This window comes from Hansschlegelia plantiphila (assembly GCF_027922265.1).
GTDB classification, from domain to species: domain Bacteria; phylum Pseudomonadota; class Alphaproteobacteria; order Rhizobiales; family Methylopilaceae; genus Methylopila; species Methylopila plantiphila.
In genome coordinates this window covers 16,014-40,827 of record NZ_BSFI01000022.1, presented here as the reverse complement: position 1 = coordinate 40,827, position 24,814 = coordinate 16,014, and the positions used below count along the sequence as shown (strand labels likewise).

General features: G+C 66.5%; 24 protein-coding genes. 3 read left to right on the top strand and 21 right to left on the bottom strand.

All coding sequences use genetic code 11. The annotated features are described in order from the left end of the window. Positions 1 to 7: 7 nt before the first annotated feature. The 5 genes from PKE75_RS15725 to PKE75_RS15705 form a co-directional block, all read right to left on the bottom strand. Positions 8 to 1,261: a cysteine desulfurase gene (locus tag PKE75_RS15725; RefSeq protein ID WP_271169691.1), complete on the bottom strand. Its 1,254-nt coding sequence runs from the start codon at positions 1,259 to 1,261 to the stop codon at positions 8 to 10. Positions 1,262 to 1,316: 55 nt separating this feature from the next. Next, positions 1,317 to 2,651 (bottom strand): Fe-S cluster assembly protein SufD, encoded by a 1,335-nt coding sequence (sufD, locus tag PKE75_RS15720; RefSeq protein ID WP_271169690.1) that lies wholly within the window; start codon positions 2,649 to 2,651, stop codon positions 1,317 to 1,319. Continuing rightward, positions 2,648 to 3,397, bottom strand: a complete 750-nt coding sequence (sufC, locus tag PKE75_RS15715; protein ID WP_271169857.1) for a Fe-S cluster assembly ATPase SufC — start codon at positions 3,395 to 3,397, stop codon at positions 2,648 to 2,650. The genes sufD and sufC overlap by 4 nt, the downstream gene beginning before the upstream one ends. Positions 3,398 to 3,519: 122 nt before the next feature. Further along, positions 3,520 to 4,989, bottom strand: coding sequence for a Fe-S cluster assembly protein SufB (sufB, locus tag PKE75_RS15710; RefSeq protein WP_271169689.1), 1,470 nt, complete (start codon positions 4,987 to 4,989; stop codon positions 3,520 to 3,522). A gap of 92 nt (positions 4,990 to 5,081) precedes the next feature. Then, positions 5,082 to 6,263 (bottom strand): cysteine desulfurase family protein, encoded by a 1,182-nt coding sequence (locus tag PKE75_RS15705; RefSeq protein WP_271169688.1) that lies wholly within the window; start codon positions 6,261 to 6,263, stop codon positions 5,082 to 5,084. A 207-nt stretch (positions 6,264 to 6,470) separates the two neighbouring features. On the opposite strand from PKE75_RS15705, the gene PKE75_RS15700 reads away from it, so the two are divergent. Next, positions 6,471 to 7,175: an alpha/beta hydrolase gene (locus PKE75_RS15700; RefSeq protein WP_271169687.1), complete on the top strand. Its 705-nt coding sequence runs from the start codon at positions 6,471 to 6,473 to the stop codon at positions 7,173 to 7,175. 102 nt (positions 7,176 to 7,277) lie between these two features. On the opposite strand, the gene PKE75_RS15695 is transcribed toward PKE75_RS15700, so the two are convergent. Beyond that, complete coding sequence (locus PKE75_RS15695; RefSeq protein WP_271169686.1) at positions 7,278 to 8,372, bottom strand: anhydro-N-acetylmuramic acid kinase; 1,095 nt, start codon at positions 8,370 to 8,372, stop codon at positions 7,278 to 7,280. 71 nt (positions 8,373 to 8,443) lie between these two features. Beyond that, a complete protein-coding gene (locus PKE75_RS15690; protein ID WP_271169685.1) occupies positions 8,444 to 9,676 on the bottom strand; it encodes a DUF2778 domain-containing protein in 1,233 nt (410 codons plus the stop codon). Positions 9,677 to 9,977: 301 nt separating this feature from the next. Here PKE75_RS15690 and tyrS point away from each other — a divergent pair, with 301 nt between their 5' ends. After that, the gene (gene tyrS / locus PKE75_RS15685) at positions 9,978 to 11,237 is read left to right on the top strand and encodes a tyrosine--tRNA ligase (RefSeq protein WP_271169856.1); all 1,260 of its coding nucleotides are present in this window, start codon (positions 9,978 to 9,980) and stop codon (positions 11,235 to 11,237) included. A 96-nt stretch (positions 11,238 to 11,333) separates the two neighbouring features. Here tyrS and ldtR read toward each other — a convergent pair whose 3' ends face one another. Continuing rightward, positions 11,334 to 11,846, bottom strand: coding sequence for a transcriptional regulator LdtR (gene ldtR, locus PKE75_RS15680; protein WP_271169684.1), 513 nt, complete (start codon positions 11,844 to 11,846; stop codon positions 11,334 to 11,336). A 270-nt stretch (positions 11,847 to 12,116) separates the two neighbouring features. After that, entirely contained in the window at positions 12,117 to 12,563 is a 447-nt protein-coding gene (locus tag PKE75_RS15675) for a DUF6163 family protein (protein ID WP_271169683.1), read from the bottom strand. Between the two features lie 219 nt (positions 12,564 to 12,782). On the opposite strand from PKE75_RS15675, the gene hemB reads away from it, so the two are divergent. Continuing rightward, a complete protein-coding gene (gene hemB / locus PKE75_RS15670; RefSeq protein ID WP_271169682.1) occupies positions 12,783 to 13,829 on the top strand; it encodes a porphobilinogen synthase in 1,047 nt (348 codons plus the stop codon). A 111-nt stretch (positions 13,830 to 13,940) separates the two neighbouring features. Here the strand turns inward: hemB and PKE75_RS15665 are convergent, their stop codons facing one another. From PKE75_RS15665 to PKE75_RS15615, 12 genes are all read right to left on the bottom strand, one after another. Then, a complete protein-coding gene (locus tag PKE75_RS15665) occupies positions 13,941 to 14,894 on the bottom strand; it encodes an acyl-CoA desaturase (protein ID WP_271169681.1) in 954 nt (317 codons plus the stop codon). 154 nt (positions 14,895 to 15,048) lie between these two features. Continuing rightward, entirely contained in the window at positions 15,049 to 16,263 is a 1,215-nt protein-coding gene (locus PKE75_RS15660) for a hypothetical protein (protein ID WP_271169680.1), read from the bottom strand. A gap of 240 nt (positions 16,264 to 16,503) precedes the next feature. Beyond that, on the bottom strand, positions 16,504 to 18,030 hold the full coding sequence (locus PKE75_RS15655) for an acyl-CoA carboxylase subunit beta (RefSeq protein ID WP_271169679.1): 1,527 nt from the start codon (positions 18,028 to 18,030) through the stop codon (positions 16,504 to 16,506). A gap of 540 nt (positions 18,031 to 18,570) precedes the next feature. Next, the gene (locus tag PKE75_RS15650; protein ID WP_271169678.1) at positions 18,571 to 18,696 is read right to left on the bottom strand and encodes a hypothetical protein; all 126 of its coding nucleotides are present in this window, start codon (positions 18,694 to 18,696) and stop codon (positions 18,571 to 18,573) included. Positions 18,697 to 18,762: 66 nt separating this feature from the next. Next, positions 18,763 to 19,518 (bottom strand): SDR family NAD(P)-dependent oxidoreductase, encoded by a 756-nt coding sequence (locus PKE75_RS15645; RefSeq protein WP_271169677.1) that lies wholly within the window; start codon positions 19,516 to 19,518, stop codon positions 18,763 to 18,765. A gap of 250 nt (positions 19,519 to 19,768) precedes the next feature. Beyond that, positions 19,769 to 20,509, bottom strand: coding sequence for an ATP12 family chaperone protein (locus PKE75_RS15640; RefSeq protein ID WP_271169676.1), 741 nt, complete (start codon positions 20,507 to 20,509; stop codon positions 19,769 to 19,771). Beyond that, positions 20,506 to 21,180 (bottom strand): HAD-IA family hydrolase, encoded by a 675-nt coding sequence (locus tag PKE75_RS15635; protein WP_271169675.1) that lies wholly within the window; start codon positions 21,178 to 21,180, stop codon positions 20,506 to 20,508. Before PKE75_RS15635 ends, PKE75_RS15640 begins: the two co-directional genes overlap by 4 nt. Before the next feature lie 44 nt (positions 21,181 to 21,224). Then, positions 21,225 to 22,466 carry an RluA family pseudouridine synthase gene (locus tag PKE75_RS15630; protein WP_271169674.1) on the bottom strand — a complete coding sequence of 414 codons (1,242 nt, stop codon included), beginning with the start codon at positions 22,464 to 22,466 and terminating at the stop codon, positions 21,225 to 21,227. Between the two features lie 90 nt (positions 22,467 to 22,556). Continuing rightward, positions 22,557 to 22,931 carry a fluoride efflux transporter CrcB gene (crcB, locus tag PKE75_RS15625; RefSeq protein WP_271169673.1) on the bottom strand — a complete coding sequence of 125 codons (375 nt, stop codon included), beginning with the start codon at positions 22,929 to 22,931 and terminating at the stop codon, positions 22,557 to 22,559. 79 nt (positions 22,932 to 23,010) lie between these two features. After that, positions 23,011 to 23,214 carry a type II toxin-antitoxin system RelE/ParE family toxin gene (locus PKE75_RS17955; RefSeq protein ID WP_428979152.1) on the bottom strand — a complete coding sequence of 68 codons (204 nt, stop codon included), beginning with the start codon at positions 23,212 to 23,214 and terminating at the stop codon, positions 23,011 to 23,013. Further along, the gene (locus PKE75_RS15620) at positions 23,211 to 23,444 is read right to left on the bottom strand and encodes a hypothetical protein (protein ID WP_271169672.1); all 234 of its coding nucleotides are present in this window, start codon (positions 23,442 to 23,444) and stop codon (positions 23,211 to 23,213) included. The genes PKE75_RS17955 and PKE75_RS15620 overlap by 4 nt, the downstream gene beginning before the upstream one ends. A gap of 62 nt (positions 23,445 to 23,506) precedes the next feature. Continuing rightward, positions 23,507 to 24,811: a replication-associated recombination protein A gene (locus PKE75_RS15615; protein ID WP_271169671.1), complete on the bottom strand. Its 1,305-nt coding sequence runs from the start codon at positions 24,809 to 24,811 to the stop codon at positions 23,507 to 23,509. Positions 24,812 to 24,814: the final 3 nt, after the last annotated feature.

The window sequence follows — 24,814 nt, the reverse complement described above, 5'->3', positions numbered from 1 at the left end:
GCCTTTCTCACGCGAACAGGTCTCGCGCCTTGGTCAGGGCGTCCGCGAGACGATCGATCTCGTCGGTCGTGTTGTAAAGGGCGAAGGACGCCCGGCAGGTCGACGTGACCCCGAGCCGCTTCAGCAACGGTTGGGCGCAATGGGTGCCGGCGCGGACCGCGACGCCCGATCGGTCGAGCACCGTCGCGACGTCATGGGCGTGAGCGCCCTGCACATTGAACGAGACGATCGCGCCCTTACCCGGCGCTTTACCGAAAATTGTCACAGAATTAATCGCGCTTAACCGCTCCTGCGCATAGCGGCCGAGCGCAGCCTCGTGGTCCGCGATCGCGGGAAGCCCGACTGTCTTCATGTACGCCAGCGCGGCGCCGAGCCCGATCGCCTGGACGATGGGCGGCGTACCGGCTTCGAAACGGTGAGGCGGGTCGCCATAGGTGACGTTCTCCTCCGTCACGTCGCGGATCATCTCGCCGCCGCCATTGAACGGCGCAAGCTCCTGCAACCGCTCGGATTTTCCGTAGAGGACGCCGATCCCGGTCGGCCCATAGACCTTGTGGCCCGTGAACACGTAATAGTCGCAGCCGATGTCGCGAACGTCCGGAGCCAGATGGACCGCGCCCTGGCTGCCGTCGACGAGGACCTGGATCCCCCGCTCATGGGCGAGCCGTACGACCTCCTTCACCGGCACGACGGTGCCGAGCACGTTCGACATATGCGTGATCGCGACGAACTTGGTGCGTTCAGTCAGCGCGGCCTCGAAGGACTCGATATCGAACGATCCGTCCTCGCGGACCTGCACCCATTTCAGCACCGCGCCCTTGCGCTCGCGCAGGAAATGCCACGGCACGACGTTGGAATGGTGCTCCATGATCGAGAGCACGATCTCGTCGCCCTCCTCGATCCCCGCGAGTCCCACGCCGTTCGCGACAAGATTGATCGCCTCCGTCGCTGAACGGGTGAAAACGATCTCGTCGATCGAGGCTGCGTTGAGGAAATCGCGGACGCTCTCGCGGCCGCCCTCGAACGCCTCAGTCGCGGCGTTCGCAAGATAGTGCAAGCCACGGTGGACGTTGGAGTATTCGGTTTCGTACGCCCGCCGCATCCGGTCGAGAACCTGCACCGGCTTCTGCGCCGACGCGCCATTGTCGAGATAGACGAGCGGCTTGCCGTGGATCTGCATCTTGAGCGCAGGAAAATCGGCGCGCAGCCGCTCCACATCATAGGGCGCGGCGACAGGCGAGAGCTCTTCGGCGAAGGACATATCCCTGATCTAACCGCTGCCGTCGCGAACGCAAGGCCGTAACGTGGTCGACCGTTCAGTCGCGCTCCCGCAGCCACCGTTCGGCTCGGGCGGTCAGCGCGTCGCGCAGCGGCTCGTCCTCGATCATCTCGATCACCTCGCCGACGAAGGCCTGGACGAGCAGCGCCTCGGCCTCCACCTGCGGCAGGCCGCGGGACTTGAGGTAGAACAACAGCTCATCGTCGATGGCCCCGACAGTCGCCCCGTGCCCGCAGACGACGTCGTCGGCGAAGATCTCGAGCTCCGGCTTGGCGTCGGCCTCGGCCCCTTCGGACAGCAGCAGCGCCTTCGCCATCATCTTGCCGTCGGTCTTCTGCGCGCCTGGGCGCACCACGATCTTGCCCTGGAACACCGAGCGCGCCTGGCCGTCGAGAGCGGTCTTGAACAGTTCGCGGCTGACGCAGCCCTGCCCCTCGTGATCGATGACCAACGTCGTATCGAGGTGGCGCCTGGCGCCGGCGAAACCGGCCCCGCTGACGTTCGCCGTCGCCTTGTCGCCCTTGAAGGCGAGGAAGATCTGCTGGCGCGCAGCCAGCGAGCCGGCTGAAAGCGCGAGCGAATTCAGCTCCGCCTTTCGGCCCAGCCGAACCGCGAGCGTCGCGAGGTGCAGCGTGCCGAGCCCCTCGTCCTGCAGCTTCACGAGATTGGCCTTGGCGTCGTCCGCAAGATCAAGGCCGACAAGCGTGTTGGTCTGGTGGCCTGCGGCGTCGCCGGAATGGCTTTCGATCAGGGTCACCGAGGCGCCCTTCCCGACCGACACCAGAAGGCGTCCGTAGGACGAATGCGCCGCCCCGGTCTGGACGTTCGCGACATGGATCGCACGGCTGGCGGCGACGCCCTCATCGACCGCGATCATCAGACCGTCCGCCACGAACGCAGTATTGAGCGCGACCAGGGCGTTGTCCGCGGGCGCGCCTTCGAGGACGAGAGCATGCGGCGCGTCGCCTTCAAGGGCGTCGGAGAGCGGCGAGATGGCCACGCCGGACGGCGCGCCGGCGAGCTGAGACAGGCTGGGCGCCAGCCGTCCATTCACGAAGACGATCCGCAGCGCTTCCACGTCCGCCATCGGCAGAAGCGCCTCGGCCGCAGCGAGCTCGGCGGGCGTCACCGGCCCAGCCAAGGGACGCGCCTCGCGCATCAGGGCGCGAAGGTCGGTGTACTTCCATTCCTCGACGCGGCGGTTCGGCAGGCCGCGGCTCGCGATCGTCGCGAAGGCGTCGTCGCGCAGCTGCGCTCCCCGCTCACCGCCAGGCAGCGCGGCGCGAACCGCCTCGAAGGCTTCGATCAGGCCGGTCTCGGCGGCGGTTCGTATGGGGCGGACATCCGCGTTCATCGCGTGGTCGGTCCTCAAGCGGCTTCTTCGACGTAATCGGCGTATCCGCGGGCTTCGAGCTCGTGAGCGAGTTCCTTGCCGCCGGTGCGAACGATGCGGCCCTTCGCCATCACGTGGACGACGTCGGGTACGATGTGGTCGAGCAGGCGCTGGTAGTGGGTGATCACCACGAAGCCGCGATCCTTGGCGCGCAGCGCATTGACCCCCTCGGCCACGATCTTCAGCGCGTCGATGTCGAGGCCGGAGTCGGTCTCGTCGAGCACGCAGAGTTTGGGCTCGAGCAGCGCCATCTGCAGGACCTCGTTGCGCTTCTTCTCGCCGCCGGAGAACCCGACGTTCAGACCGCGCTTGAGCATGTCGGTCGAGATGCCGAGGCCATCGGCCTTCTCACGCACCAGCTTTATGAACTGCGGCGTGGGCAACTCCGCCTCGCCGCGCGCGCGGCGCTGCGCGTTGAGCGCGGTCTTCAGGAAGGTCATCGTTGCGACGCCAGGAATTTCCAGCGGATACTGGAAGGCGAGGAACAGCCCGGCGGCGGCCCGCGCGTCGGGCTCCATTGCGAATAAATCGGCGCCGTCGAGCGTCGCCGAGCCTTCCGTGACGTCGTAGTCGGATTTGCCTGCGAGCACATAGCTCAGCGTCGACTTGCCCGACCCGTTCGGGCCCATGATGGCGTGAACCTCGCCGGCTTTCACATCGAGGTCCAGCCCGCGAAGGATCGGCTTGTCCTCGATGGAGGCGTGGAGGTTCTTGATCGAGAGCAACATTTTTACGTCCGGTTCCATTCATCATCCCGGCCGAGCGAAGCGAGCGCCGGGATCGTCATCCGAATATAGGGCGCACGATGTCGGCTCGGCGTGAAAGCCGTCCGGGATCGTCTCCTGCGCTAGCCAACGCTGCCTTCGAGCGAGATCGAAATCAGCTTCTGCGCCTCCACCGCGAACTCCATCGGCAACTGCTGAAGCACGTCCTTGACGAAGCCGTTGACGATGAGCGCCACCGCCTCCTCGGACGACAGTCCGCGCTGCTGGCAATAGAACATCTGGTCGTCGGAGATCTTCGACGTCGTGGCCTCATGCTCGAACACCGCGGTGGATGTCTTGGCTTCGAGATAGGGCACCGTATGGGCCCCGCACTTGTCGCCGATCAGCAAAGAATCGCAGTTCGTGAAGTTGCGCGCGTTGGTCGCCTTGCGGTGGGCTGACACCAGCCCGCGATAGGTGTTCTGCGAGCGGCCGGCCGAGATCCCCTTCGAGATAATCTTGGAGCTCGTGTTCTTGCCGAGGTGAATCATCTTGGTGCCCGAGTCGACCTGCTGGCGGCCGTTCGAGATCGCGATCGAGTAGAACTCTCCGCGAGAGTTGTCGCCGCGCAGGATGCAGCTCGGATATTTCCAGGTGATCGCCGAGCCGGTCTCGACCTGGGTCCAGGAAATCTTGGCGTTCCTGCCCCGGCAATCGCCGCGCTTGGTCACGAAGTTGTAGATGCCGCCCTTGCCCTCAGCGTCGCCTGGGTACCAGTTCTGGACGGTGGAGTACTTGATCTCGGCGTCGTCGAGCGCGACGAGCTCGACGACCGCCGCATGCAGCTGGTTCTCGTCGCGCATCGGCGCCGTGCAGCCTTCGAGATAGCTGACATAGGAGCCCTCGTCGGCGATGATCAGCGTGCGCTCGAACTGCCCGGTGTTGCGCTCGTTGATGCGGAAATAGGTCGAGAGCTCCATCGGGCAGCGGACGCCCTTCGGCACGTAGACGAACGAGCCGTCTGAGAACACCGCTGCGTTCAGCGTCGCGAAGAAGTTGTCGGTCGCCGGCACCACCGTGCCGAGATACTTCCGTACAAGTTCAGGATGATCGCGCAACGCCTCGGAGATCGGGCAGAAGATCACTCCGGCCCGGCCGAGCTCTTCCTTGAAGGTTGTCGCGACGGAGACGGAGTCGAACACGGCGTCGACCGCGACGCGGCGCTGCTCGACGCCTGCCAGAATCTCCTGCTCCTGGAGAGGAATGCCGAGCTTGGCGTAGGTCCGCAGCAGTTCGGGATCGACGTCGGCGAGCGTCTTCGGGCCCGAGGAGCCCTTAGGCGCGGAATAATAATAGAGCTCTTCATAGGGGATCGCGGGATAGTCGACGCGCGCCCATTTCGGCTCCGCCATCGTCCGCCAGCGGCGGTAGGCGTCGAGCCGCCATTCCAGCATCCACTCCGGCTCGCCCTTCTTGGCCGAAATGAAGCGCACCGTATCCTCCGACAGGCCCTTATCGGCGCGATCGGATTCGATTTCGGTCACGAAGCCGTACTTGTACTGGTCGACGTCGATCGAGCGGACGCGAGCGACTGTCTCCTGAACTGCCGGCATAATTCCTTGCTCCATGGCGCCGCGGGCGACCGCGGCGTTTGTTGGAAACCTTCTAGCAGGGCTTCGGCGTCTGCGGAACGCCTCCGGCTAACTTAAGCGGCGGAGACCGATGGCTTCCGCGCACTTCTGCGGACGATGTCCGACCATGCCGAAAGGAAACGCTCCACGTCCGTCGCTTTCGACGACCAGCCGAAGCTGACGCGGATCATCCCAGACGACAGATTGGGTTCGATCCCCATAGCTTCAAGCACTGCAGAGGCCTTGGTTTTGCCGGAAGAGCAGGCCGATCCCGAGGAAACCGCGATCCCGGCGAGGTCGAGCGCGATGATCGCGCGATCCGAGGCGACGCCGGGGCTTGCGAAGCAGGACGTGTTCGGCAGCCGCGAGGCGCCCTCGCCGAAGACCACGACCTTGTCGAGCGCCCGGATTCCGCGCTCGAGCGCGTCGCGCAGGACAAACAGACCCCCGAAGGCGTCGAGGCCCGCCCTCGCCTCCTCGGCGGCCAGTCCGAGCCCTGCAACGCCGGCGACATTCTCGGTCCCGCCGCGCCAACCGCGCTCCTGGCCGCCGCCGCGGATCAGAGGCTCCTCGACGTGCAGCCCTTCTTCGGCCCGCACCAGCGCGCCGACGCCCTGCGGTCCGCCGAACTTGTGGGCGGAAAGCGCGAGGAAGTCACAGCCGAGTTCGCCAATGTCGACGGGGATCTTGCCCGCGGCCTGCACGGCGTCGACGTGAACGAGGCCCCCGAACCGCCTGGCGATGCGGCAGGCTTCGGCCACCGGCTGGATCACGCCCGTCTCATTGTTCGCGAGCATCAGCGCGAGCATGGCGCGCTCGTCCGGGCGAGCCACAGCGTGCCGGCCGAAGGCCGCCTCGACGCTCTCGAGGTCCACCACCCCTCGGCGGTCAACGGGGACGCTCTGGACCGCCGCGGAGCGGAAGCGGGCGCCGGCCGCGACCGCCGGATGCTCGACGGCCGAGACCAGGAGGCGCGTCACCGGCCGCGGGTCGCGGGCGTCGCGGATCGACGGAGTGAGCGCGATGTTGGAGGACTCTGTGCCTCCGCTCGTGAATGTCACGGAGGACGGGGAACCGCCCACCAGCGCCGCGACCTGTTTGCGAGCGTTTTCGACGATCCTGCGTTTCGCGCGGCCTTCCGCGTGGATGGAGGACGGGTTTCCGGTCGCGCCAAGCGTCTCGGCGATCAGCGCGATCACGTTCGGACGCACTATCGTCGTGGCGTTGTGGTCAAGATAGACGCGAGGCTCAGTCATCGATCCTCCAGCCTCCTGTCTCTGCCGTAACGCCGGACCAGGCTCTCGTGATCCTTGCTTTTGGTGAGCCCTTCCGTGCTAGAGACAGGCGATTAAACACGCAAGACCGCCCCGGTGGGCAGCGCTGGTCTCGTCCCGGAAGCAGCGGATGCTTCCGGGCCTGAACGGCTTACCCCAGGCCCGCGCGGCGACCATGAAGGACCCACTATGCCCGAGGTGATCTTCAGCGGACCGGCTGGCCGGCTCGAGGGCCGATACCACCCCGCGAAAACGCGTCGCGCTCCGATCGCGCTCATCCTGCATCCCCATCCGCAGTTCGGGGGCACGATGAACAATCAGATCGTCTACAATCTCTATTACGCGTTTCTGAACCGCGGGTTCTCCGTTCTTCGCTTCAATTTCCGCGGCGTCGGCCGAAGCCAGGGCGCGTTCGACCATGGTTCAGGCGAGCTGTCCGACGCGGCCTCCGCGCTCGACTGGGCGCAGACCCTGAACCCGGACGCCCGCGCCTGCTGGATCGCCGGCGTCTCGTTCGGCGCCTGGATCGGCATGCAGCTTCTGATGCGCCGCCCCGAGGTCGAAGGCTTCATCTCGATCGCCCCGCCTGCGAACCGCTTCGACTTCTCGTTCCTCGCCCCCTGCCCGTCCTCGGGCCTGTTCGTCCACGGCGACCAGGACCGCGTCGCCCCGATGCGCGACGTGCAGGTGCTGATCGAGAAGCTGAAGACGCAGAAGGGCATCGTCATCGACCAGGCGGTCATCCCCGGCGCCAACCACTTCTTCGAGAACCGCATCGACGAGTTGCTGGTCGAAGTGAACACCTATCTCGACAAGCGCCTCGGCGCGGTCGAGCCGGCGCCGGCGCCCGCCCCGGTTCCGGCGATCACGTCGGGCGGCGAAGACGCCGCCTGAGCGCATGGGGCCAAAACGCTCATCGTCCTCCAGCTTGACCGGAGGACGATGTTCGAGCTCAAGGCTCTTCGGGCGACATGGTTCTGGAAAGTCAGCGGACGCTTACGGTTGCGCCAGAACCCCGCCCGTCATCGGCCGCGGCGCGCCGGTCGTGCCGGGATAGGTGAGCGGCAGGCCTCTCAGGCTGCGCACGGCGAGAACCGCGAAGGCCTGCGCCTCCATCGCGTCCGACGACAGGCCGACCTCGTCAGCGGTCATGACGTCGGCGCCAAGACGCTCCCGGAGCATCCCGAGCAGCGTGGGATTACGAGCCCCTCCTCCCGCAACGATCCAGAGCGCCGGCGGAGCCGGCAGATGCCGCGCGCCATGCGCGACCGACTGGGCGGTGAAGGCGGCAAGCGTCGCAAGCGCGTCGGAGAGCGGCAGACCATCCGTCGCCATTGCGTCGAAGGCGTTGCGGTCCAGCGACTTCGGCGGGGGCGCGTCGAAATAGGCGTGCGACATCAGCTTTCGCACGATCTCCTCATCGACCCGTCCGGACGCTGCGATCGCGCCGTCCCGGTCGAACGCCTCGCCGGTCTCGCGGGCCAGCCGATCGTCCATCAGCGCGTTCGCCGGGCCCGTGTCGAAAGCGACAAGCGCGTCATCCTCGCCGATGAAGGTGACGTTGCCGACGCCGCCGAGATTCAGCACCGCGAGCGGCCGAGGCAGGTCGAGGTCGCGGATCAGCACGGGGTGAATGGTCGGGGCGAGGGGCGCGCCTTGCCCGCCGGCGGCGACGTCCGCGGCGCGAAAATCATAGACGACCGGTCGTCCGAGCGAGCGGGCGAGCGCGGCGCCGTCGCCGATCTGCACGGTCAGACGCCGCTCAGGCCTGTGCAGCACCGTCTGACCGTGGAAGCCGACGACGTCGATGCTCGCCATGTCGATGTCGTTTCCCGATAGAAAGCTCTCGACGGCGATGCGGTGCGCGCCGTTGACGATCGCCTCCGCGATCGCAAGCGATCCGGGTCGCGCTGTGCGGTCAGTGAGCGCGGCGGCGTCGCCGAGCGCCCGCGCGAGCACCGCGCGTTCGGCGGCGCCGTATGGCTGGTAGCTGGTCGGGCCAAAGCGCTCGATCCGCTCCCCGTCCGTTTCGACCAGCGCAACGTCGACGCCGTCGCAGGATGTCCCGCTCATTAGTCCGATCGCACGCATCGAGGGACCGTCCCGCGTTCGAGAATCCGTCGGTCCACCTTACGCCAACCGCGACCGGCCGCGCACCCGGATCACAGCGCCGCCAGATAGGTCGGCAGCTCCCTCATGCTCGGCACCACGATCAGCCGTGCGATCTGGCCGGCTTTGAAGGCTCTCAGGAAGCGATCGTAGTTCCTGAACACCACGCAGCCGTTCGACTGAGAGCGGTCGCCGCCGCCCACATACATGTAGGGATGCGCGAGCAGACCGTCGCGGTTGAAGACCTTCTTCTGGTCCCGCGGGAGCAGGCGGATCGCCTCGGCGCCGTGGAAACGGGCCTCGCGCATCCGGAGATCGTAGATGTTAGGCGGCGTCGGTCCGCGGTTCTTCTCCCGGACGTATGACGCATCGTCCTGCCTGTGGCCGAGACCGGAATGCGCCTCGAGCCGCTCGCCGTCCGGCAATCGCACGGTGGCGGATTCGATGTCGTAGACCGCGACGCCGCCATGTCCGCCAAGCGGCCTCGCGACGTCGCCCGGGCTCAACAGGTTCCGCAGAAAATCCCCGGCGCCACGTCCGCCCTCGGCTTCCGGCGACGGCGCGTAGGCGAGCGCGATCGGTCGCGCGGGCCGCGGCGCGGGGGCCGCGGCGTCGAGCCGGAGCGGCGAGGCCGGAGACCGCGCGAGCTCGCGGACCTGCGCCATGCGCGTGAGATCGGCCGGCCGCAGCGGCGGCAGCGGCACGACGGGAGCGGGAGCGGCTTCGGCGGAGACGTCCGCGGGCGCGGCGGAGACCTCGGCCGGGGCGCCCCCCGGCGACGGCTGCGGCGTGTCTTCGAGGGACGCGAGCCGGATGACCGACGGTTGCGGGATCGAGCCTGCGAGTTCTACCTCGTCGGGGATCGCGATCACTCGGGGCGTCGGGACGGCCGCGCGCTCCGACCTTGGCGTGGCGGACGCGACGGTCGAGGCGTTTCCGGACGCGACGACCATCGGCTCCGCTCCCCTGAGCTTCGCGCCCAGCGCGGCGAGCCGGTCGCCAAGCCCTGCCACGTCAGAGGCGCCGAACGCCGCGTCATATTCAGCGAAAAGCGAGGCGAGCGCCGCGCCGCGTTGAGCGGCCCGCAGGGCGGCGTCCTTTTGGAATGGAGGCTCGCGCCAGTCGTCGAGCACGCCGGGGCGGTTCGTCGCGAGGGTCGCGAGACCGCTCGCCGCGATGGACATGACGCTGAGCGACGCCGTCACCGAGGCGCCGGCCGTCAGAAACAGGACAGCCCCTCGGCGGAACAGGCGGCCTCGGCGCGCGACGCGAACGCTTACACTCATCGACCGGCTTCCCCAAAACGCCAACGGCGCGGTCGGTTACACACGAGACATCGCGGCGGACTTCGGCGCCTCAGCGCGCCTTGCCTTGAAGCGATGTTGCTTTGGAGTGTGCGCCAAAGTCGTTAACCATCTTACCGAGGTCTTCAAAGCGACTTCGAGGCTGCGCGCGTCGGCCTGCGCGCCTCCGGCGGGTCCGCACTGCGGCGTCGGGCGGACTGTCACGTGCGATGGCACGTGAAACGTGAACCTGCTACATCCCCGCGCCTATTCGCCGAACCGTCCGGAAGAGCCGCCTGACCCGATGACGACCTACCGTTCCGATTTCCTGCGCCTTCTCGACGAGCGCGGCCAGATCCACCAGGTTTCCGATCCGGCGGCGCTCGACACGCTGGCGACCGAGGGAAAAGTCACGGCCTATATCGGCTACGACCTGACGGCTCCGAGCCTGCATGTCGGGCATATGGCGAACATCATGATGCTGCGGCGGCTGCAGCAGACCGGCCACAAGCCGATCGTGCTGATGGGCGGCGGCACCACAAAGGTCGGCGACCCGTCGTTCCGAAACGACCAGCGACCGCTGCTGGACGACGCCCAGATCGCAGCGAACAAGGAGACCATCAAATCGGTCTTCACCCAGTTCATGACGTTCGGCGACGGCGTCGCCGACGCCATCATGGTCGACAACGCCGAGTGGCTCGACAGGCTCGAATATGTGCCGTTCCTGCGCGAGATCGGCCGGCACTTCTCGGTCAACCGCATGCTGTCCTTCGACAGCGTCAAGTCGAGGCTCGAGCAGGACCAGCCGTTCTCGTTCCTCGAGTTCAACTACATGATCCTGCAGGCCTACGACTTTCTCGAGCTTCAGCGCCGCTACGGTTGCCGGCTGCAGATGGGCGGCTCGGATCAGTGGGGCAACATCGTCAACGGCATCGAGCTCGGCCGCCGCGTCGACGGCGCGAGCCTGTTCGCGCTGACCTGCCCGCTGATTACGACGTCGTCCGGCGCCAAGATGGGCAAGACCGCCGGCGGCGCGGTCTGGCTCAACGCCGACATGGCCTCGCCTTACGTGTTCTGGCAGTACTGGCGGAACACCGAAGACGCCGACGTCGTCCGTTTCCTCAAGTTGTTCACGGACATGCCGCTTGCCGAGATTAAGCGGCTCGGCGCCTTGGACGGCGCGGAGATCAACGAGGCCAAGAAGGTTCTGGCGACCGAGGCGACCGCCATCGTCCATGGCCGCGCAGCGGCTGAAGAAGCCGAAGCGACCGCCCGGAAGACCTTCGAGGAAGGCTCTCTCGCTGAGACGCTGCCCACAGTCGAGGTCGCGCGCGACGCGCTGACTTCGGGCATCGGCGTCCTGTCGGCGTTTGCGGAGCTCGCGCGCCTCGTGGCCTCGAACGGCGAGGCGCGCCGTCAGGTCAAGGGCGGCGGACTTCGTGTGAACGACAAGCCGGTCGCCGACGAGAGAGCGCAGTTGACGGAAGCCGATCTGACGCCGGAAGGCGTGATCAAGCTATCGCTCGGTCGCAAGAAGCACGTCCTGCTTCGACCCAGCGCCTGAGGGTCGCCCGCGCAGAGTCTAGCGGCAAACAAAAAGCCCGCCGCAGGCGCTTGCGGCGGGCTTTTTGTTTCGCGGCGCGACAGGCGCCGGCCGTCATCAAAGTCGGAAGCGGATCTGGTCGGTCCAGAAGCGCTCGAGGCGAACCAGAGCGACGTTCAGCGTCTTGAAGTCTTCCGCGTTGACGCCGCCGACCTGCTCGATCGTGCGGACGTGCTTGGCGTAGAGCTGGTCGACCACGTCGTGGATCTCGCGGCCCTGTTCCGTCAGGCTGATCCGGACCGAGCGGCGGTCCATCCGCGAACGCTGGTGGTGCAGGTAGCCCATCTCGACGAGCTTCTTGAGGTTGTAGGAGACGTTGGAGCCGAGATAGTAGCCGCGGGTCCGGAGTTCGCCGGCGGTGAGCTCGGCGTCGCCGATGTTATAGAGAAGAAGCGCCTGGACGCTGTTGATGTCGGAGCGGCCGCGCCGGTCGAACTCATCCTTGATGACGTCCAGCAGCCTGCGATGAAGCCGCTCGACCAAAGTGAGCGCCTCAAGATAAAGCGGGCGGACTTCACCCTGACGAGGATCGGCGGCGGCGGGCTCGGCCCGGCGGGCAACGTTCTTCATGGCAGACGCCTTCCTATATTCCAGATCAACTTGAGGCGTCGTCCTGTCCCGCGCCTCGTTGATACCGAAGATAGTCCGGGCACGTGAAAATGCGCTTAAATGACGTGATGAAATTTGTATTTATTTCTTAGACTGAACAAACCGTTTCCTGCGTAAGTCAACAAGATCTTACCTGGATAAACGTGAATCGATCTTCATTTTGCCTTCTGAAATCTGAATGGCCATAAACGGTGACTGCGCAGAGCGGGAAAGGCGCTGATCGTCTTGGGCTCAAGGGGCTTCCCGCCGAGCGTTCATAGAGAGAAAAACGTAGGCCGCCATAGCCAGCAGCGTGAACGCCGTCATGAACCAGCGACCGCCGGACGCCGCCGGCTCTACCGACGCGACAACGATCTGGCCGATGGCGGCGAGCAGCCAGATCGCGACCCCCCACGCCGCTCCAAGCCACAGTCCGACCGCGGCCACCGGATCAGCGACCGCGAAGAACAGGCAGGCGACGAGCCACGGCGTCGTCATCCCGGAAAGCGGATCGGGCGAACCGCCCGCTCCGATCAGAGCAGCCCAATAGGCCAGACCCTTGAGCAGTTCGAACACCGCCAGCCCACGCACCATCAGAACCAGCCGGTAGCTCCAGGGCCGCGCGACGCGATCCCCCGACAGCACCGTGTCGATCAGCGAGATGCCGGGAAGGCCCGCCTTGTCCTGCTCAGCCGCCATGGCCTCTCCGATCCGCATCTGGGGCGGTCGCAACGCTGCGACGTCCGGGGGCAATCTCCCCGACTCCCGCCGATGGCGCAAACGGCCGACGCCTGCGCGCCTGAGATGGCGCGTCTGCGCGCTCGCCATGTCCATCAGGTGCTCCAGGTGATATGGCCCTACAAACGCGGGCGGGGGGTGCGGCCGCCGCCGGCGTCCCTGGTTTGGAGGACTCGATCGATGCACGACGCGATCGGAAATCTTCGCGCGACGAGCGACAACCGGACGCCCGACGGCGCGCTCGATCTCCCCACGCGGCTCCGGCGCAATCGCCGCGCGGACTGGTCCCGGCGGCTCGTGCGCGAGAACCAGGTGACCGTCGACGATCTGATCTGGCCGATCTTCCTGATCGACGGCGAGAGGCGCCGCGAGGCGGTGTCGGCGATGCCGGGCGTCGAACGCCTGACGGTCGACGAGGCCGTCCGCGACGTCGAAATGGCGGCGAAGCTCCGCATCCCCGCGATCGCCCTGTTCCCCTACACGGATCCGGCGCTTCGCGACGCACAGGGGTCGGAGGCCGAGAACCCCGACAATCTCGTCTGCACGGCTTTAAGAGCGTTCAAGGCCGCGGTCCCCGAGATCGGTCTGATCACCGACGTCGCGCTCGATCCCTACACCAGCCATGGCCATGACGGCCTGATGGCGGGGGAGCGAATCCTGAACGACGCCACAGTCGCCGCGCTGGTCCGTCAGGCGCTGACGCAGGCCGAGGCCGGCGCGGACGTTATCGCTCCTTCCGACATGATGGACGGTCGGGTCGGCGCAATCCGCGGCGCGCTCGACGACGCCGGGCGGGCTGACGTCCAGATCATGTCCTACGCCGCGAAGTACGCGTCCGCCTTCTATGGGCCGTTCCGCGATGCGATCGGCACCAGGAAGGCGCTGATCGGCGACAAGAAGACCTATCAGATGGACCCGGCGAACAGCGACGAGGCGCTGCGCGAGGCGGAACTCGACGTCGCCGAAGGCGCCGACATGCTGATGGTGAAGCCAGGGATGCCTTATCTCGACATCGTGTGGCGGCTGAAGGAGCGCTTCCGGATGCCGACCTACGCCTACCAGGTGTCCGGCGAGTACGCGATGATCCGGGCGGCGGCCGACAATGGCTGGATCGACGGCGACGCCGCGATGTTCGAGAGCTTGATGGCGTTCAAGCGCGCAGGCGCCGATGGCGTGCTGACCTACTTCGCCCCCGCCGTCGCAAGGCGGCTCCAGGCCGGCGGCTAAAAAAAGGGGCTGCGGATCCCAGCAGATCCACAGCCCCGGACGCGACCGGATTCATTTGCGGACCACAAATCCGCGAGGGTTCAACGGCGCTTCCGCGTCTGATCCGGACGATCAGTCCGCTTTCGCGGCGGCGGGGATTCGGACCACGTTCCAGACCAGCCCGAGTTTCTCCAGCCCGGAGATGATGTAGCCGTTGACGTCGATCTCCCACCAGGTGAGGCCGGCATAGGCGTTGCGCGGATGGCGGTGGTGGTTGTTGTGCCAGCCGTCGCCGAAGGTGAGCAGCGCCAGCACCCAGTTGTTCTTGGCGTGGCTGTGATTGTCGAAGCGCTCGGTGCCGAAGGTGTGCCCGATCGAGTTCACCGCGAGCACCATGTTGAGGAACAGGAAGGTCCTGAGAAAACCGCCGACCAGCATCGATCCGACGCCGTGCTCCCATCCGCCGAAGGCGTAGCCGAACGCGAACGGGGCGCCGGCCAGCGAGAAGAACGCCCAGAACCAGCGGGTGCGATGGCACCACATCACCACGGGATCCTGCTGCAGGTCGCGGGCGAAGACGTCGAGATCCGTCGTGGTCGGGTCCATCAGCCAGCCGATGTGGCTGTGGAAGAGGCCTTTCAGCGTGCCTTCATTGTTGCACATGCCATCGACCACCGGGCTGTGGACGTCCCCGCAGTGATCGGCGTGGGCGTGATGGCGGCGATGATCGGCCACCCAGCGGAGCACCGAACCCTGGCAGCAGAGCTGCGCCAGAACGCCGATCGCGTAGCGCATCGGCTTCGATGTCTCGAAGCTCTTATGCGTGAAGTAGCGGTGGTAACCCATTCCAACGCCGACATTTATGATGACATAGCCGACGCCGAGCGAGGTCCACTCTATCCACGTCATGGAATGGTTCAGAAGCCACCAGACGGCGAACAGCGACCCCGTCGCCATGCTGCCGACCAGCGTTCCGTATTCGATCCGCTTCCTCAGCGCGGCCGGGCCGCCCACCTTCACGCCTGCGCGCGGATGGATGATTTCGGCTGTTTCGCCGCCAAGCGGCGCAAAATCGAGTGCGACCATCTGCCGTTCCTGTCACCGCCCAGTGGTCGCAAAGGCGCCGACGCCGGGATCGAACTCCCGAGCGTCGCTGCAGCCGCACGACCCGCTAATGGTTAAGGAAGCGTAAACAGACGATGAAATCGAGTCGAATCTTACTGATCGATCAAAGCGTCCCTCAGAGGGTGGCGTCCTGGGTCGGTCGCCGTTCCAAAACGGGACCTCGATCGTCGCCAAGCGCCTGCAGATGCGGACTCATGCGGGTCGCGCCGCCGATGGCTGTCCGCGCGAACTGGGTTCGCGCGAAGTGCGGGCCGCAGACGAGGCCGAAGTAGTCGTATGGCCCCTGCACTTCGTTCGCCATGATGAACTGGAAGTGCAGGCGGAACACCTTGATCCCGCGTCTTAGAGACTTGATGGTCGCTGGCTTGAGCATCTTCGTGAGGAAGGCTCGTCGAAAGACCGGATTGGGTCTGTCAGGCGGCGTCTGTAGTCCGAGCTCTGACACCGGATCCCGGCGCGGAAAGTTCAGAGCGTCCCACGGCCCGACGACCTCCGCCCAGAACAGCGCGGGTTCGACGGCGAGACGGCGTATCCGCTCGCGGAACCAGCCCGCCGCCGGGTGGAGCGCGACCATCAGTTCCGTCGCGCCGACCGTCAGAAGCGCGAATGACGGCGCCGTGTGGCTGAAGCCGGGCTCGGCCTCATAGGCGCGCGACACCGCGTCTATCGCGAGGAACGACCCGCTGCTGTGCCCGACGACGAGCACCTCGTCGGCGGCCCCCTCCTGGACGACGGCGCGGATGCGATCCGCGAAGGCGCCGACCCTATCGTGAAGGTCGGCCTCTTTCTGGCGGGCGTAACGAAGCTGCGATCGACCGTCGTCCATCAGATGCACGACGAAACCGCCCGATCGGCGCAGGAGATGCAGCAGGCCAAGCCAACTCAACGCCCAGGTCGCGACGCCGAGCAGCACGCTGATTTCCTCGAACTCCAGTTCAACCGCTCCAGCCTCGACGAGACTGCCTCCGGCGGCGCCGAGGGCGCCCGCGCCGATGAAGACTGCGATCGGGTAGAGCCAGGCCCCGGCATACCATGGAGCGGTGCGCCACAGACGCCACAGCAGGCCGGACGTCACGACCAGCCAGAGCGTTCCGAAGCCTTGCAGAAATTTATGAGCCAAGGGGACCGCAAAATCCCGAGCGACAAGATCGTCCCACCGCAGGATCTCGTAGACCACCGACACCCGAGCGTCCCCTGAACGCATCTCGATCTGCCAGGAAGCGCTCGGCGTCTCCGGGTGTTCGGTCAGCTCCCGGCCTGCATCAACCTCGACATTCCAGAGCTTGGCGAAGCGCCTCAGATTAAGGCCGGCCAACCTGCGTTGCTGCACGGGCGCCTGCGGCAGATAACCTGGGATGAAGAGGACATGACGACGACGAACCGCCTGCGTGGCCTCGCAATCTTCCAGCGGGGGCGCCGCGCCGTCATCGTCCTGCTCTTCGAGTGTCAGACCGGCCGCCTCCCGACGACGCGCTTGGACGCGGTCAGTCGGACCGTTCCTTAGCTGCGTTCTAATGAGAGACTAGCTGCGGATCGCGCGCGCGTCAGCCCTGCGGGTCAGAAGTCGATCCTAGAGCGGTATGTTGTCGTGTTTTTTCCAGGGGTTTTCGAGCCGCTTGCCTCGAAGCATCGCCAGCGCCCGGGCGACCCGTCGCCTCGTCGAGCGCGGCTGGATGACCTCGTCGATATAGCCGCGCTCGGCCGCCACGAAGGGCGACATGAAATGGTCCTCGTACTCTTTGGTCTTGCTCGCGATTCCCTCGGCGTCGGCTCCGCGGAAGATGATCTCGACCGCTCCTTTTGCGCCCATCACCGCGATCTGCGCCGTCGGCCAGGCGTAATTCACGTCGCCGCGCAGATGCTTCGACGCCATGACGTCGTAGGCTCCGCCGAAGGCCTTTCGGGTGATGACGGTCACCTTCGGAACCGTCGCCTCGGCGTAGGCGAATAGAAGCTTCGCGCCGTGCTTGATGAGACCGCCATATTCCTGCGCGGTTCCGGGAAGGAAGCCCGGCACGTCGACGAAGGTGACGATCGGGATCTCGAAGCAGTCGCAGAAACGCACGAAGCGCGCAGCCTTGCGGCTGGCGTCCGAGTCGAGGACGCCCGCCAGCACCATCGGCTGGTTCGCCACGACGCCGACGGTGCGGCCCTCGAGCCGGCCGAAGCCGGTGACGATGTTGCGGGCGAAGGCCTCCTGGATCTCGAAGAAGTCGCCTTCGTCGACAGTCTTCAGGATCAGCTCCTTGATGTCGTAGGGCTTGTTCGGATTGTCGGGGATGAGCCTGTCGAGCGATGGGTCGTAGCGGTCGGGATCGTCGAACGACGGCCATTCCGGCGCGCCCTCGATGTTGTTGCCGGGCAGGAAATCCATCAGCCGGCGCATGTCGATCAGCGCGTCGACATCGTTGTCGTAAGCGCCGTCGGCGATCGACGACTTGGTTGTGTGGATCTTCGCGCCGCCGAGCTCCTCGGAGGTCACCGTCTCGTTGGTGACGGTCTTCACCACGTCCGGCCCGGTGACGAACATGTAGGAGCGGTCGCGCACCATGAAGATGAAGTCGGTCATCGCCGGCGAATAGACGTCGCCGCCCGCGCAGGGCCCCATGATCACCGAGATCTGCGGGATGACGCCCGAAGCCAGCACGTTGCGCTGGAACACCTCGCCATAGCCTCCGAGCGCAGCCACGCCCTCCTGGATGCGCGCGCCGCCGGCGTCGAACAGGCCGATGACAGGCGCGCGGTTGCGGATCGCCATGTCCTGGATCTTGATGATCTTCTGGGCGTGCGCCTCGGAGAGCGAGCCGCCGAACACCGTGAAGTCCTTCGCGAACACGAACACCTTTCGGCCGTTAACCGTCCCCCAGCCGGTGACGACGCCGTCGCCCGGGATCTTCTGCTTCTCCATGCCGAAGTCGCTGGAGCGATGCTCCACGAACATGTCGTATTCTTCGAACGAATCTGGATCGAGCAGGATCTCCAGCCGTTCCCGCGCTGTGAGCTTTCCCCGGGCGTGCTGGGCGTCGATGCGCTTCTGCCCGCCGCCGAGGCGGGCCGTCGCGCGGCGCTGTTCAAGCTCGATCAGAACGTCCTTCATCGCGCCGCAGCTCCCGTCCTCTCACAACCGATCGGAGAGCCGTATAGCGGTGTGTGCGGCGCCGCAACGCCGACGAAGGTCCGAGAACCTCAGCGGGCGGCGGGCGGCGCGAGCATCGCCGTTTGGTGGGTCTTGGCCTTCGCAGGCGCAGGTTTGGGCGCTGCCGGCGCGACGGCCGGAGGCGGCTCGGGAGCCTCGACGACAGGGCGCTGGCTGGCCTCCCTGGCGACGGCCGAGCCATAGACGTGCTCCATGACGTCCGCAGCGATTTGCTGGGCGAGGCGCTGATCGGCCTCGTTTTGTCCTTCATGGCGGAGATCATGACGCCCGCGAGGCCATTGAGCGCCGCTTGATCGATCGCGACCACGTCGAACTTGCCGTTCGGCTTGCCGCTCTCGGCGTCGAACACCGCGACGTGCGCGCCAACGAGTTGGCGTCGCCGATCAGCGCGGACTGCAGGGCGTTCTTGTAGTGCAGACGAGGAATCGCGATGCGCAGCTGCTTGGGCGCGCCGTCATGGCCGTAGCGCGTCGACTCCCGTCACGTCTTGGAGGCGACGATGCCGGCGCTGGTGTGCGACGTGACGTCCTGCTTCAGCTCGACGTCCACCTTGTCGACGAACGACGCCTGCGGGACTATCGCCGGGTAAGTGGCGCAGGCCGACAAGGGGTCTGAGTAGCAACGGAACAGAAAACCTACATAAGCTCGCTGTCATGCATATCTGATGGTGCGCTATGTCAGGTTCAGCCCGCCATCCGACAGCAAAATTTCGCCGGTCAGGTAGTCCGAGGCTACCAGCATAGCGACGATTTGGGCGATATCCTCCGGTCTGGCGGCTCTGCGCATGGGCGAGCGCTCCCGCCACAACTGTTGGGCAGCGGTCCAATCCGCCGTCAGAGGCGTATCCACCAAACCAGGGGCAACGGCATTCACTCTGATATCCGGTGCAAGCGATACGGCGAGCAGGCGAGTGACATGGTTCAACGCGGCTTTGGATGCGGCATAAGGGATTGATGCGCCCTTGGGCCGGACGCCAGCATGTGAGCTGACGTTGACGACACAGGCCGGTCGGCCGCGTCGGGCTGCATCTCTCAAGGCTGTTGCGGCTTCCGCCACGAGGCGAAATGGGGCTACCACGTTGACCTCATGCAGCTCGTTCCAGACGGCAGGCGAGGCGGCCATAAGATCGGCATGGGGAATAACGCGGCTGGTGCCGGCATTGTTGACAAGGACATCAAGCCGACCTCCCCAGGATATAGCCTCCCGCACAAGCCTGATCCTGTCAGCGTCATCGGCCAAATCGGCTTGGATGTACGTAGCTTTTCCCAATTCAGCGGCTAACGCGAATCCAGTTTCAGCGGAATTGCGCGAGTGCAGGACTACGGCATACCCCTCGCTGGATAGCCGGCGGGCTATCGCGGCGCCGATGCCGGACGTGGAACCGGTCACGAGGGCAACGGGTGAGGTATTATTTAGAGCTTGGATCAAAGAATATTTCTCCACTTTGTGGCTAGAAGGCTGAGAATAGGTTTTCTGCTCCGTTACTACTCAGACCCCCGACAATGAGAGCGCGAGGGCGACGACGGGTAGGGCGGGATAAACGGCGAATCGCATGACGGCTCCATCGGTGGACGCGTCACGTTCTGGATGGGCCTGCGGCCTTTTGGCGTCCGCAGAACCCTTTACGCGCCGTCCCTTTCCACAGCATGTGGCCGGAAGATCACCTGGGGCACCGCCGTCACCTGTCGGTCGCGAGCGCTATCAGCCGGGCGGCGGCCTCCATCTCACGCCAGCGCCCGGCGCGGCGCTGGGTCGCCTCGGCGTCTTCGCCCCAAAGCTCGACGTTCCAGTCCTCGTCGACATTGGCGGCGAGCCAAGCCTGCTCCGCCGACAGCCTGCCGCGATGCACCGTGAGCGCGAGCAGCGCCGAGCCTGTCAGCGTGGTGATGGTGCTGAGCGCCGCCAGCACGAAAGGATCGTCCTTGGGCACGGCGTGGCGGACCGCCTCCAGCGTTCCTTCCGGCTGCTCGACGAACATCACGCCCTCGGCCAGCACGAAGCGTGCGCCTAACTCGTCGCGGGCGAATGCGAGCACCGGGTCCCAGTGCTCGCCCTGACGTCCGACCAGCCGCTCCGGCCCCTCGGCGCGATAGCAGACGAGGTCGCTCGAGGCGTATTTTACGATCTCCGCCGCGACCGCCTCGCGCGCGGCCGCCACGCCGTCGATCGCGACGTTGACGAGACGCGTCAGCGGCATCGTCGTCGGGTCGATGAACTCGCCCTGTTCACGCCATTCGTGCGCGAGCGCTTCGCCAAGCGCCGGCGAGGAACAGGCGAGAAGGGCTCTGCCGGGGGTGCGCGCCTTGAGGCCGTCGAGCGTCAGAAGAAAGACGCCGCCCTCCTCCAGCACTTCGGCGGTCTTGTAGAAGCGCTTCGGAAACCTGGGCTTCTCGATCAGGGCGTCAGGCCGCTCGCTCATGACGCCATGGCCTTTTCGGGAAGGCCGAGCGCCGCCGGCAGATCCGCAAAGCCTTCGATGATGGTCTCCGCGCCCGCCGCCATAAGCCGGTCTCTGGGGTGGTAGCCCCAGGCCACCCCAATGGCGCGGGCGCCCGCGGCGCGCGCCATCGCCATGTCGAAGGTGGTGTCGCCGACCATCGCGGCCTCCTCCGGGCGTACGCCGGCTTCCGCCGCCGCCTGGAGGATCATGCCGGGATGTGGTTTCGAGGGAGCGTCGTCGGCGGTCTGGCGCGTGACGAAATGATTCTCGAGCCCGAAACGTTCGATGAAATGAGCCACGCCGCGCCGCGAATTGCCCGTGGCCAGGCCCAGCGTGACGTCGCCGCGGGCGGCGAGCCGCTCGATGATCTGCAGCGCGCCCGGATAGAGCGCCATGCCGTCCGGCGAGCGCGCGCGGCTCTGCATGAAGCTGAGCTTGAACGCCTCGCCGATCTCGGCCTGCGGATGGTCCGCGGCCTCGGCCGACAGCTCAGCGACGGCCTCGGCGACCGACAGCCCGACGATTGCGCGCACCGCCTCGCGCGAAGGCGCGGGCAGGCCATGCTGCGTGTAGGCTTCCGCCATCGCGGCCACGATCGCGTGCTGGCTGTCGAGGAGGGTGCCGTCGACGTCGAAGATGATCAGCTTCATGGCGCTGAACTATGTCGCGGTGGGCAGGCGCACAAGCGGGGCCGTCACTCCGGCGCGTCGACGATCGGGTCGTAGTCGGAGGCGTCGAAGCCGAGCACCGCCCAGGACTGCGCCATGTGGGGCGGCAGCGGCGCGGAGACGTCGAGGACGTCGCCGTTCGGCATCGGCACGACGAGCCGGCGCGCGAGCAGATGCAGCCGGTTCTGCAGGCCGCCGGGGAACTCCCAGTTCTCGACGTCGAAGTATTTCGGGTCGCCGATGATCGGGTGGCCGATATGAGCGGCATGTGCGCGCAACTGATGGGTCCGCCCTGTGACGGGCTTGAGCGACAGCCAGGCGAGCTTCTGCGCGGCCTGGTCGACCACGGCGTAATAGGTCAGCGCATGGGCTGCGCCGTCGTCGCCGTGTTCGGCGACCCGCATCCGCTCGCCTTCGGCGCCCTCTCCCTCGCCCTTGGCGAGATAGGTCGAGATCCGGCCTTGGCGGACGCGGGGAACGCCCTGGACGAGCGCCCAGTAGATCTTCCGCGTCAGCCGCGAGCGGAAGGCTCGGGCGAGCTCCGACGCAGCGAGCCGCGTCTTGGCGACGACGAGGACGCCTGCGGTGTCCTTGTCGATGCGGTGGACGAGACGGGGCTTCTGGCCCTGCCGGTCGCGCAGCGATTCCAGGAGACCGTCGACATGACGCGCGATCCCCGAGCCCCCCTGCACCGCGAGGCCGAAGGGCTTGTTGAGCACCAGGATGTCGCGATCCTCGTGGATCGTGATGTCCTTGAGGAACTTCGCGTCCTTGTCGTCCTCGTTCGGTCGCCGGACGGCTGGGGCGGCTACGCCATCCTCACCAACGTCGCCCTCGGCCTTCAGAGGCGGCACGCGAACGGTCATGCCGACGGAAAGTCGCGCGGCGGTCTTGGCGCGCGCGCCATCGACCCGGATCTGGCCGGTGCGACAGAGCTTTTGGAGATGGCCGAAGGCGAGCGCGGGAAAACGCTCCTTGAACCAGCGGTCGAGCCGCATGCCCTCTTCGGCCTCGCGGACCGGGATCATCTGGACCCCGGCGGCCTTGCCCGGCAGCGCGGGCAGCGGCTTCGCCGCCATCGCGATGCTTTTTTCGACCGCAGAGCGCGGCGCGCCCGGAGACTTCTGCGCGACGGGCTTTTTAACGGGGTTGCGGAACGCGGCTCCGGCCGCGGCGCGCGCCGCGGCCTTGGTGGGCCGGCCGGTCTTGGTTCGGACCGGAGGTCGGGCTCCAGTCTTCCTGGGTCCGCGGGAGGGGCGGTCGGCCATCGGGGACGTGCTTTCGGTTCGCCGATACGGCCGCGACGCCCGCTCGCGGCGCGTCGACGACTTACGTTTCGATTGAGCAGAACCGGCCTTTTACCCCAGCGCGCGCCCAAGAGCGAGGCCGGCGACGAGAGCGCAGATAGAGAGCGCGAAGGACGCCGCCACATAGGCGCCCGCCAGCCCGATCTCACCTCGCTCCCAGAGCGTGACCGTATCGAGCGAGAAGGCGGAAAACGTCGTGAATCCGCCGAGCACGCCTGTCAGCAGGAACACCCGCAGCTCCTGCGAGCCGCCCTTCAGCGCGAGCAGAGCGGCGAGCATGCCCATGACGAAGCCGCCTACGACGTTCACCGTCAGAGTGCCCCATGGAAAGCCAAGCCCGAACATGCGCGTCGCGCAGACATTGACCAGGTAGCGCGCGACCGAGCCGAGCGCGCCGCCGACAGCTACGAGGAGAACGGGGATCATGGGCGGTTCCGGACGGAGGGATCCCGGGACGTGTGGAAGACGCCGAGAATGTCCACATGTTCGAAGCGGATACGATAGATCACAACGTAAGGCAGTCGGGAACAGGAAGCTCCCAGGCGCCTTGTCCGCCGACGCGCCCGCTCTCAGGAAATCGTTCGAGGCGTTCGACGGACGCTTTGATTCCTGAAACGACTTTGCCGGCTGCGGCCGGACTGTCCTGCGCGATATGCTCCGCGATGGCTTTGAGGTGGCGTTCCGCCCGGATCGTGTAACGAACCTTCACGCCCGGTATCGTGCGAAGAACGCCTCCATCTCTTCGTCCGTCGCGTAAGGCCCATCTTCCGCGAGCGCCGCGTCGACCTCCGCCCTCTGCTCGGGCGTCAGGCGGGATTCGCCCTCTGAAAGCAGCCGATCGTTCTCGACGACGTCGATCAGCATCAAAGCCAGTTCGTCCTGGCGGGCGGCTGGCAGCTTGGAAAGCTCTTCGAAGGCCTTGCTGAGAAGTTCAGTCATCGGACCGTCCTCGATCGCTTCGCCAAAACTACACCGTCGCAGCTGGACCCGCCACAGCCGCCCTACTCCCGCTCGGCCCTCAGCTTCGCCCAGTAGTCGATCCTCTTCCGGAGCTCGCGCTCGAAGCCGCGGTCGGGCGGGTCGTAGAACACGCGGCGGCCCATCTCCTCGGGGAAGTAGTCCTGGCCGGAGAACCCCTCGGGCGCGTCGTGGTCGTAGGCGTATCCGGAGCCGTAGCCCTCGGACTTCATCAGCTTGGTCGGGGCGTTGAGGATGTGCTTGGGCGGCACGAGCGAGCCGTGCTCCTTGGCGGCGGCCCGCGCGCGCTTGTAGGCGACGTAGATCGCGTTCGACTTCGGCGCCGTCGCGAGGTGCACCACGCATTCGGCGAGCGCGAGCTCCCCCTCCGGCGTGCCGAGCTGCTCATAGGCGTCACGCGCGGCGATCGCGACGACGAGCGCCTGCGGGTCGGCGAGGCCAATGTCCTCCGACGCCATCCGGATCAGCCGGCGCGCGAGGTAGAGCGGGTCCTCGCCCGCGTCCAGCATCCGGGCAAGCCAGTAGAGCGAGGCGTCCGCATCCGAGCCGCGGACCGATTTGTGCAGCGCCGAGATCAGGTTGTAATGGCCGTCCGCCGACTTGTCGTAGATCGGCGCGCGGCGCTGCACGACGTCCTGAACGCGGGCGGCGTCGAACACCTCGCCCTTGCGCGCCGCGCGCCAGATCTCCTCGGCAAGCGTCAGAGACGCCCGGCCGTCGCCGTCCGCCATCCGGATCAGCGAGGCGCGCGCCTCCTCGTCGAGCGGGAGCGCCCTGCCCTCGATCTCCTCGGCGCGCGCGAGCAGCTTCTCCAGCGCCTCGGCGTCAAGCGGCCGGAACACCAGCACACGGGCCCGCGACAACAGAGCGGCGTTGAGCGCGAAGGAGGGATTTTCGGTCGTCGCCCCGACCAGCGTGACGGTGCCGTCCTCCATCACCGGCAGGAAACTGTCCTGCTGGGCCTTGTTGAAGCGGTGGATCTCGTCGACGAAGAGCAGCGTGCCCTGCCCCATCGCGCGGCGGCCGCGCGCGGCCTCGAACACCTTCTTGAGGTCGGCGACGCCCGTGAAGATCGCCGAGATCGGCTCGAAGGCGAGGTTCGTCGCGTCGGCGAGCAGACGCCCGACGGTGGTCTTGCCGGTGCCCGGCGGCCCCCAGAAGATCAGGCTTCCCAAGCTGCCGGCCTCCACCAGACGGCCGAGCGCGCCGTCGGCGCCGAGCAGGTGCTCCTGCCCGATGACCTCGTCGAGCGTCCGCGGACGCAGCCTGTCCGCCAGCGGACGCGGCGCCTCGCGCTCCAGTCCCGCCGCCTCGAACAGGTTCGCCACGAT

Coding starts and splice junctions, on each gene's coding strand:
- PKE75_RS15725 (WP_271169691.1), bottom strand. CDS start 1,261: ATGTCCTTCGCCGAAGAGCTCTCGCCTGTCGCCGCGCCCTATGATGTG.
- sufB (WP_271169689.1), bottom strand. CDS start 4,989: ATGCCGGCAGTTCAGGAGACAGTCGCTCGCGTCCGCTCGATCGACGTC.
- PKE75_RS15705 (WP_271169688.1), bottom strand. CDS start 6,263: ATGACTGAGCCTCGCGTCTATCTTGACCACAACGCCACGACGATAGTG.
- PKE75_RS15700 (WP_271169687.1), top strand. CDS start 6,471: ATGCCCGAGGTGATCTTCAGCGGACCGGCTGGCCGGCTCGAGGGCCGA.
- PKE75_RS15695 (WP_271169686.1), bottom strand. CDS start 8,372: ATGCGTGCGATCGGACTAATGAGCGGGACATCCTGCGACGGCGTCGAC.
- PKE75_RS15690 (WP_271169685.1), bottom strand. CDS start 9,676: ATGAGTGTAAGCGTTCGCGTCGCGCGCCGAGGCCGCCTGTTCCGCCGA.
- tyrS (WP_271169856.1), top strand. CDS start 9,978: ATGACGACCTACCGTTCCGATTTCCTGCGCCTTCTCGACGAGCGCGGC.
- ldtR (WP_271169684.1), bottom strand. CDS start 11,846: ATGAAGAACGTTGCCCGCCGGGCCGAGCCCGCCGCCGCCGATCCTCGT.
- PKE75_RS15675 (WP_271169683.1), bottom strand. CDS start 12,563: ATGGCGGCTGAGCAGGACAAGGCGGGCCTTCCCGGCATCTCGCTGATC.
- hemB (WP_271169682.1), top strand. CDS start 12,783: ATGCACGACGCGATCGGAAATCTTCGCGCGACGAGCGACAACCGGACG.
- PKE75_RS15665 (WP_271169681.1), bottom strand. CDS start 14,894: ATGGTCGCACTCGATTTTGCGCCGCTTGGCGGCGAAACAGCCGAAATC.
- PKE75_RS15655 (WP_271169679.1), bottom strand. CDS start 18,030: ATGAAGGACGTTCTGATCGAGCTTGAACAGCGCCGCGCGACGGCCCGC.
- PKE75_RS15640 (WP_271169676.1), bottom strand. CDS start 20,509: ATGAGCGAGCGGCCTGACGCCCTGATCGAGAAGCCCAGGTTTCCGAAG.
- PKE75_RS15635 (WP_271169675.1), bottom strand. CDS start 21,180: ATGAAGCTGATCATCTTCGACGTCGACGGCACCCTCCTCGACAGCCAG.
- PKE75_RS15630 (WP_271169674.1), bottom strand. CDS start 22,466: ATGGCCGACCGCCCCTCCCGCGGACCCAGGAAGACTGGAGCCCGACCT.
- crcB (WP_271169673.1), bottom strand. CDS start 22,931: ATGATCCCCGTTCTCCTCGTAGCTGTCGGCGGCGCGCTCGGCTCGGTC.
- PKE75_RS15620 (WP_271169672.1), bottom strand. CDS start 23,444: ATGACTGAACTTCTCAGCAAGGCCTTCGAAGAGCTTTCCAAGCTGCCA.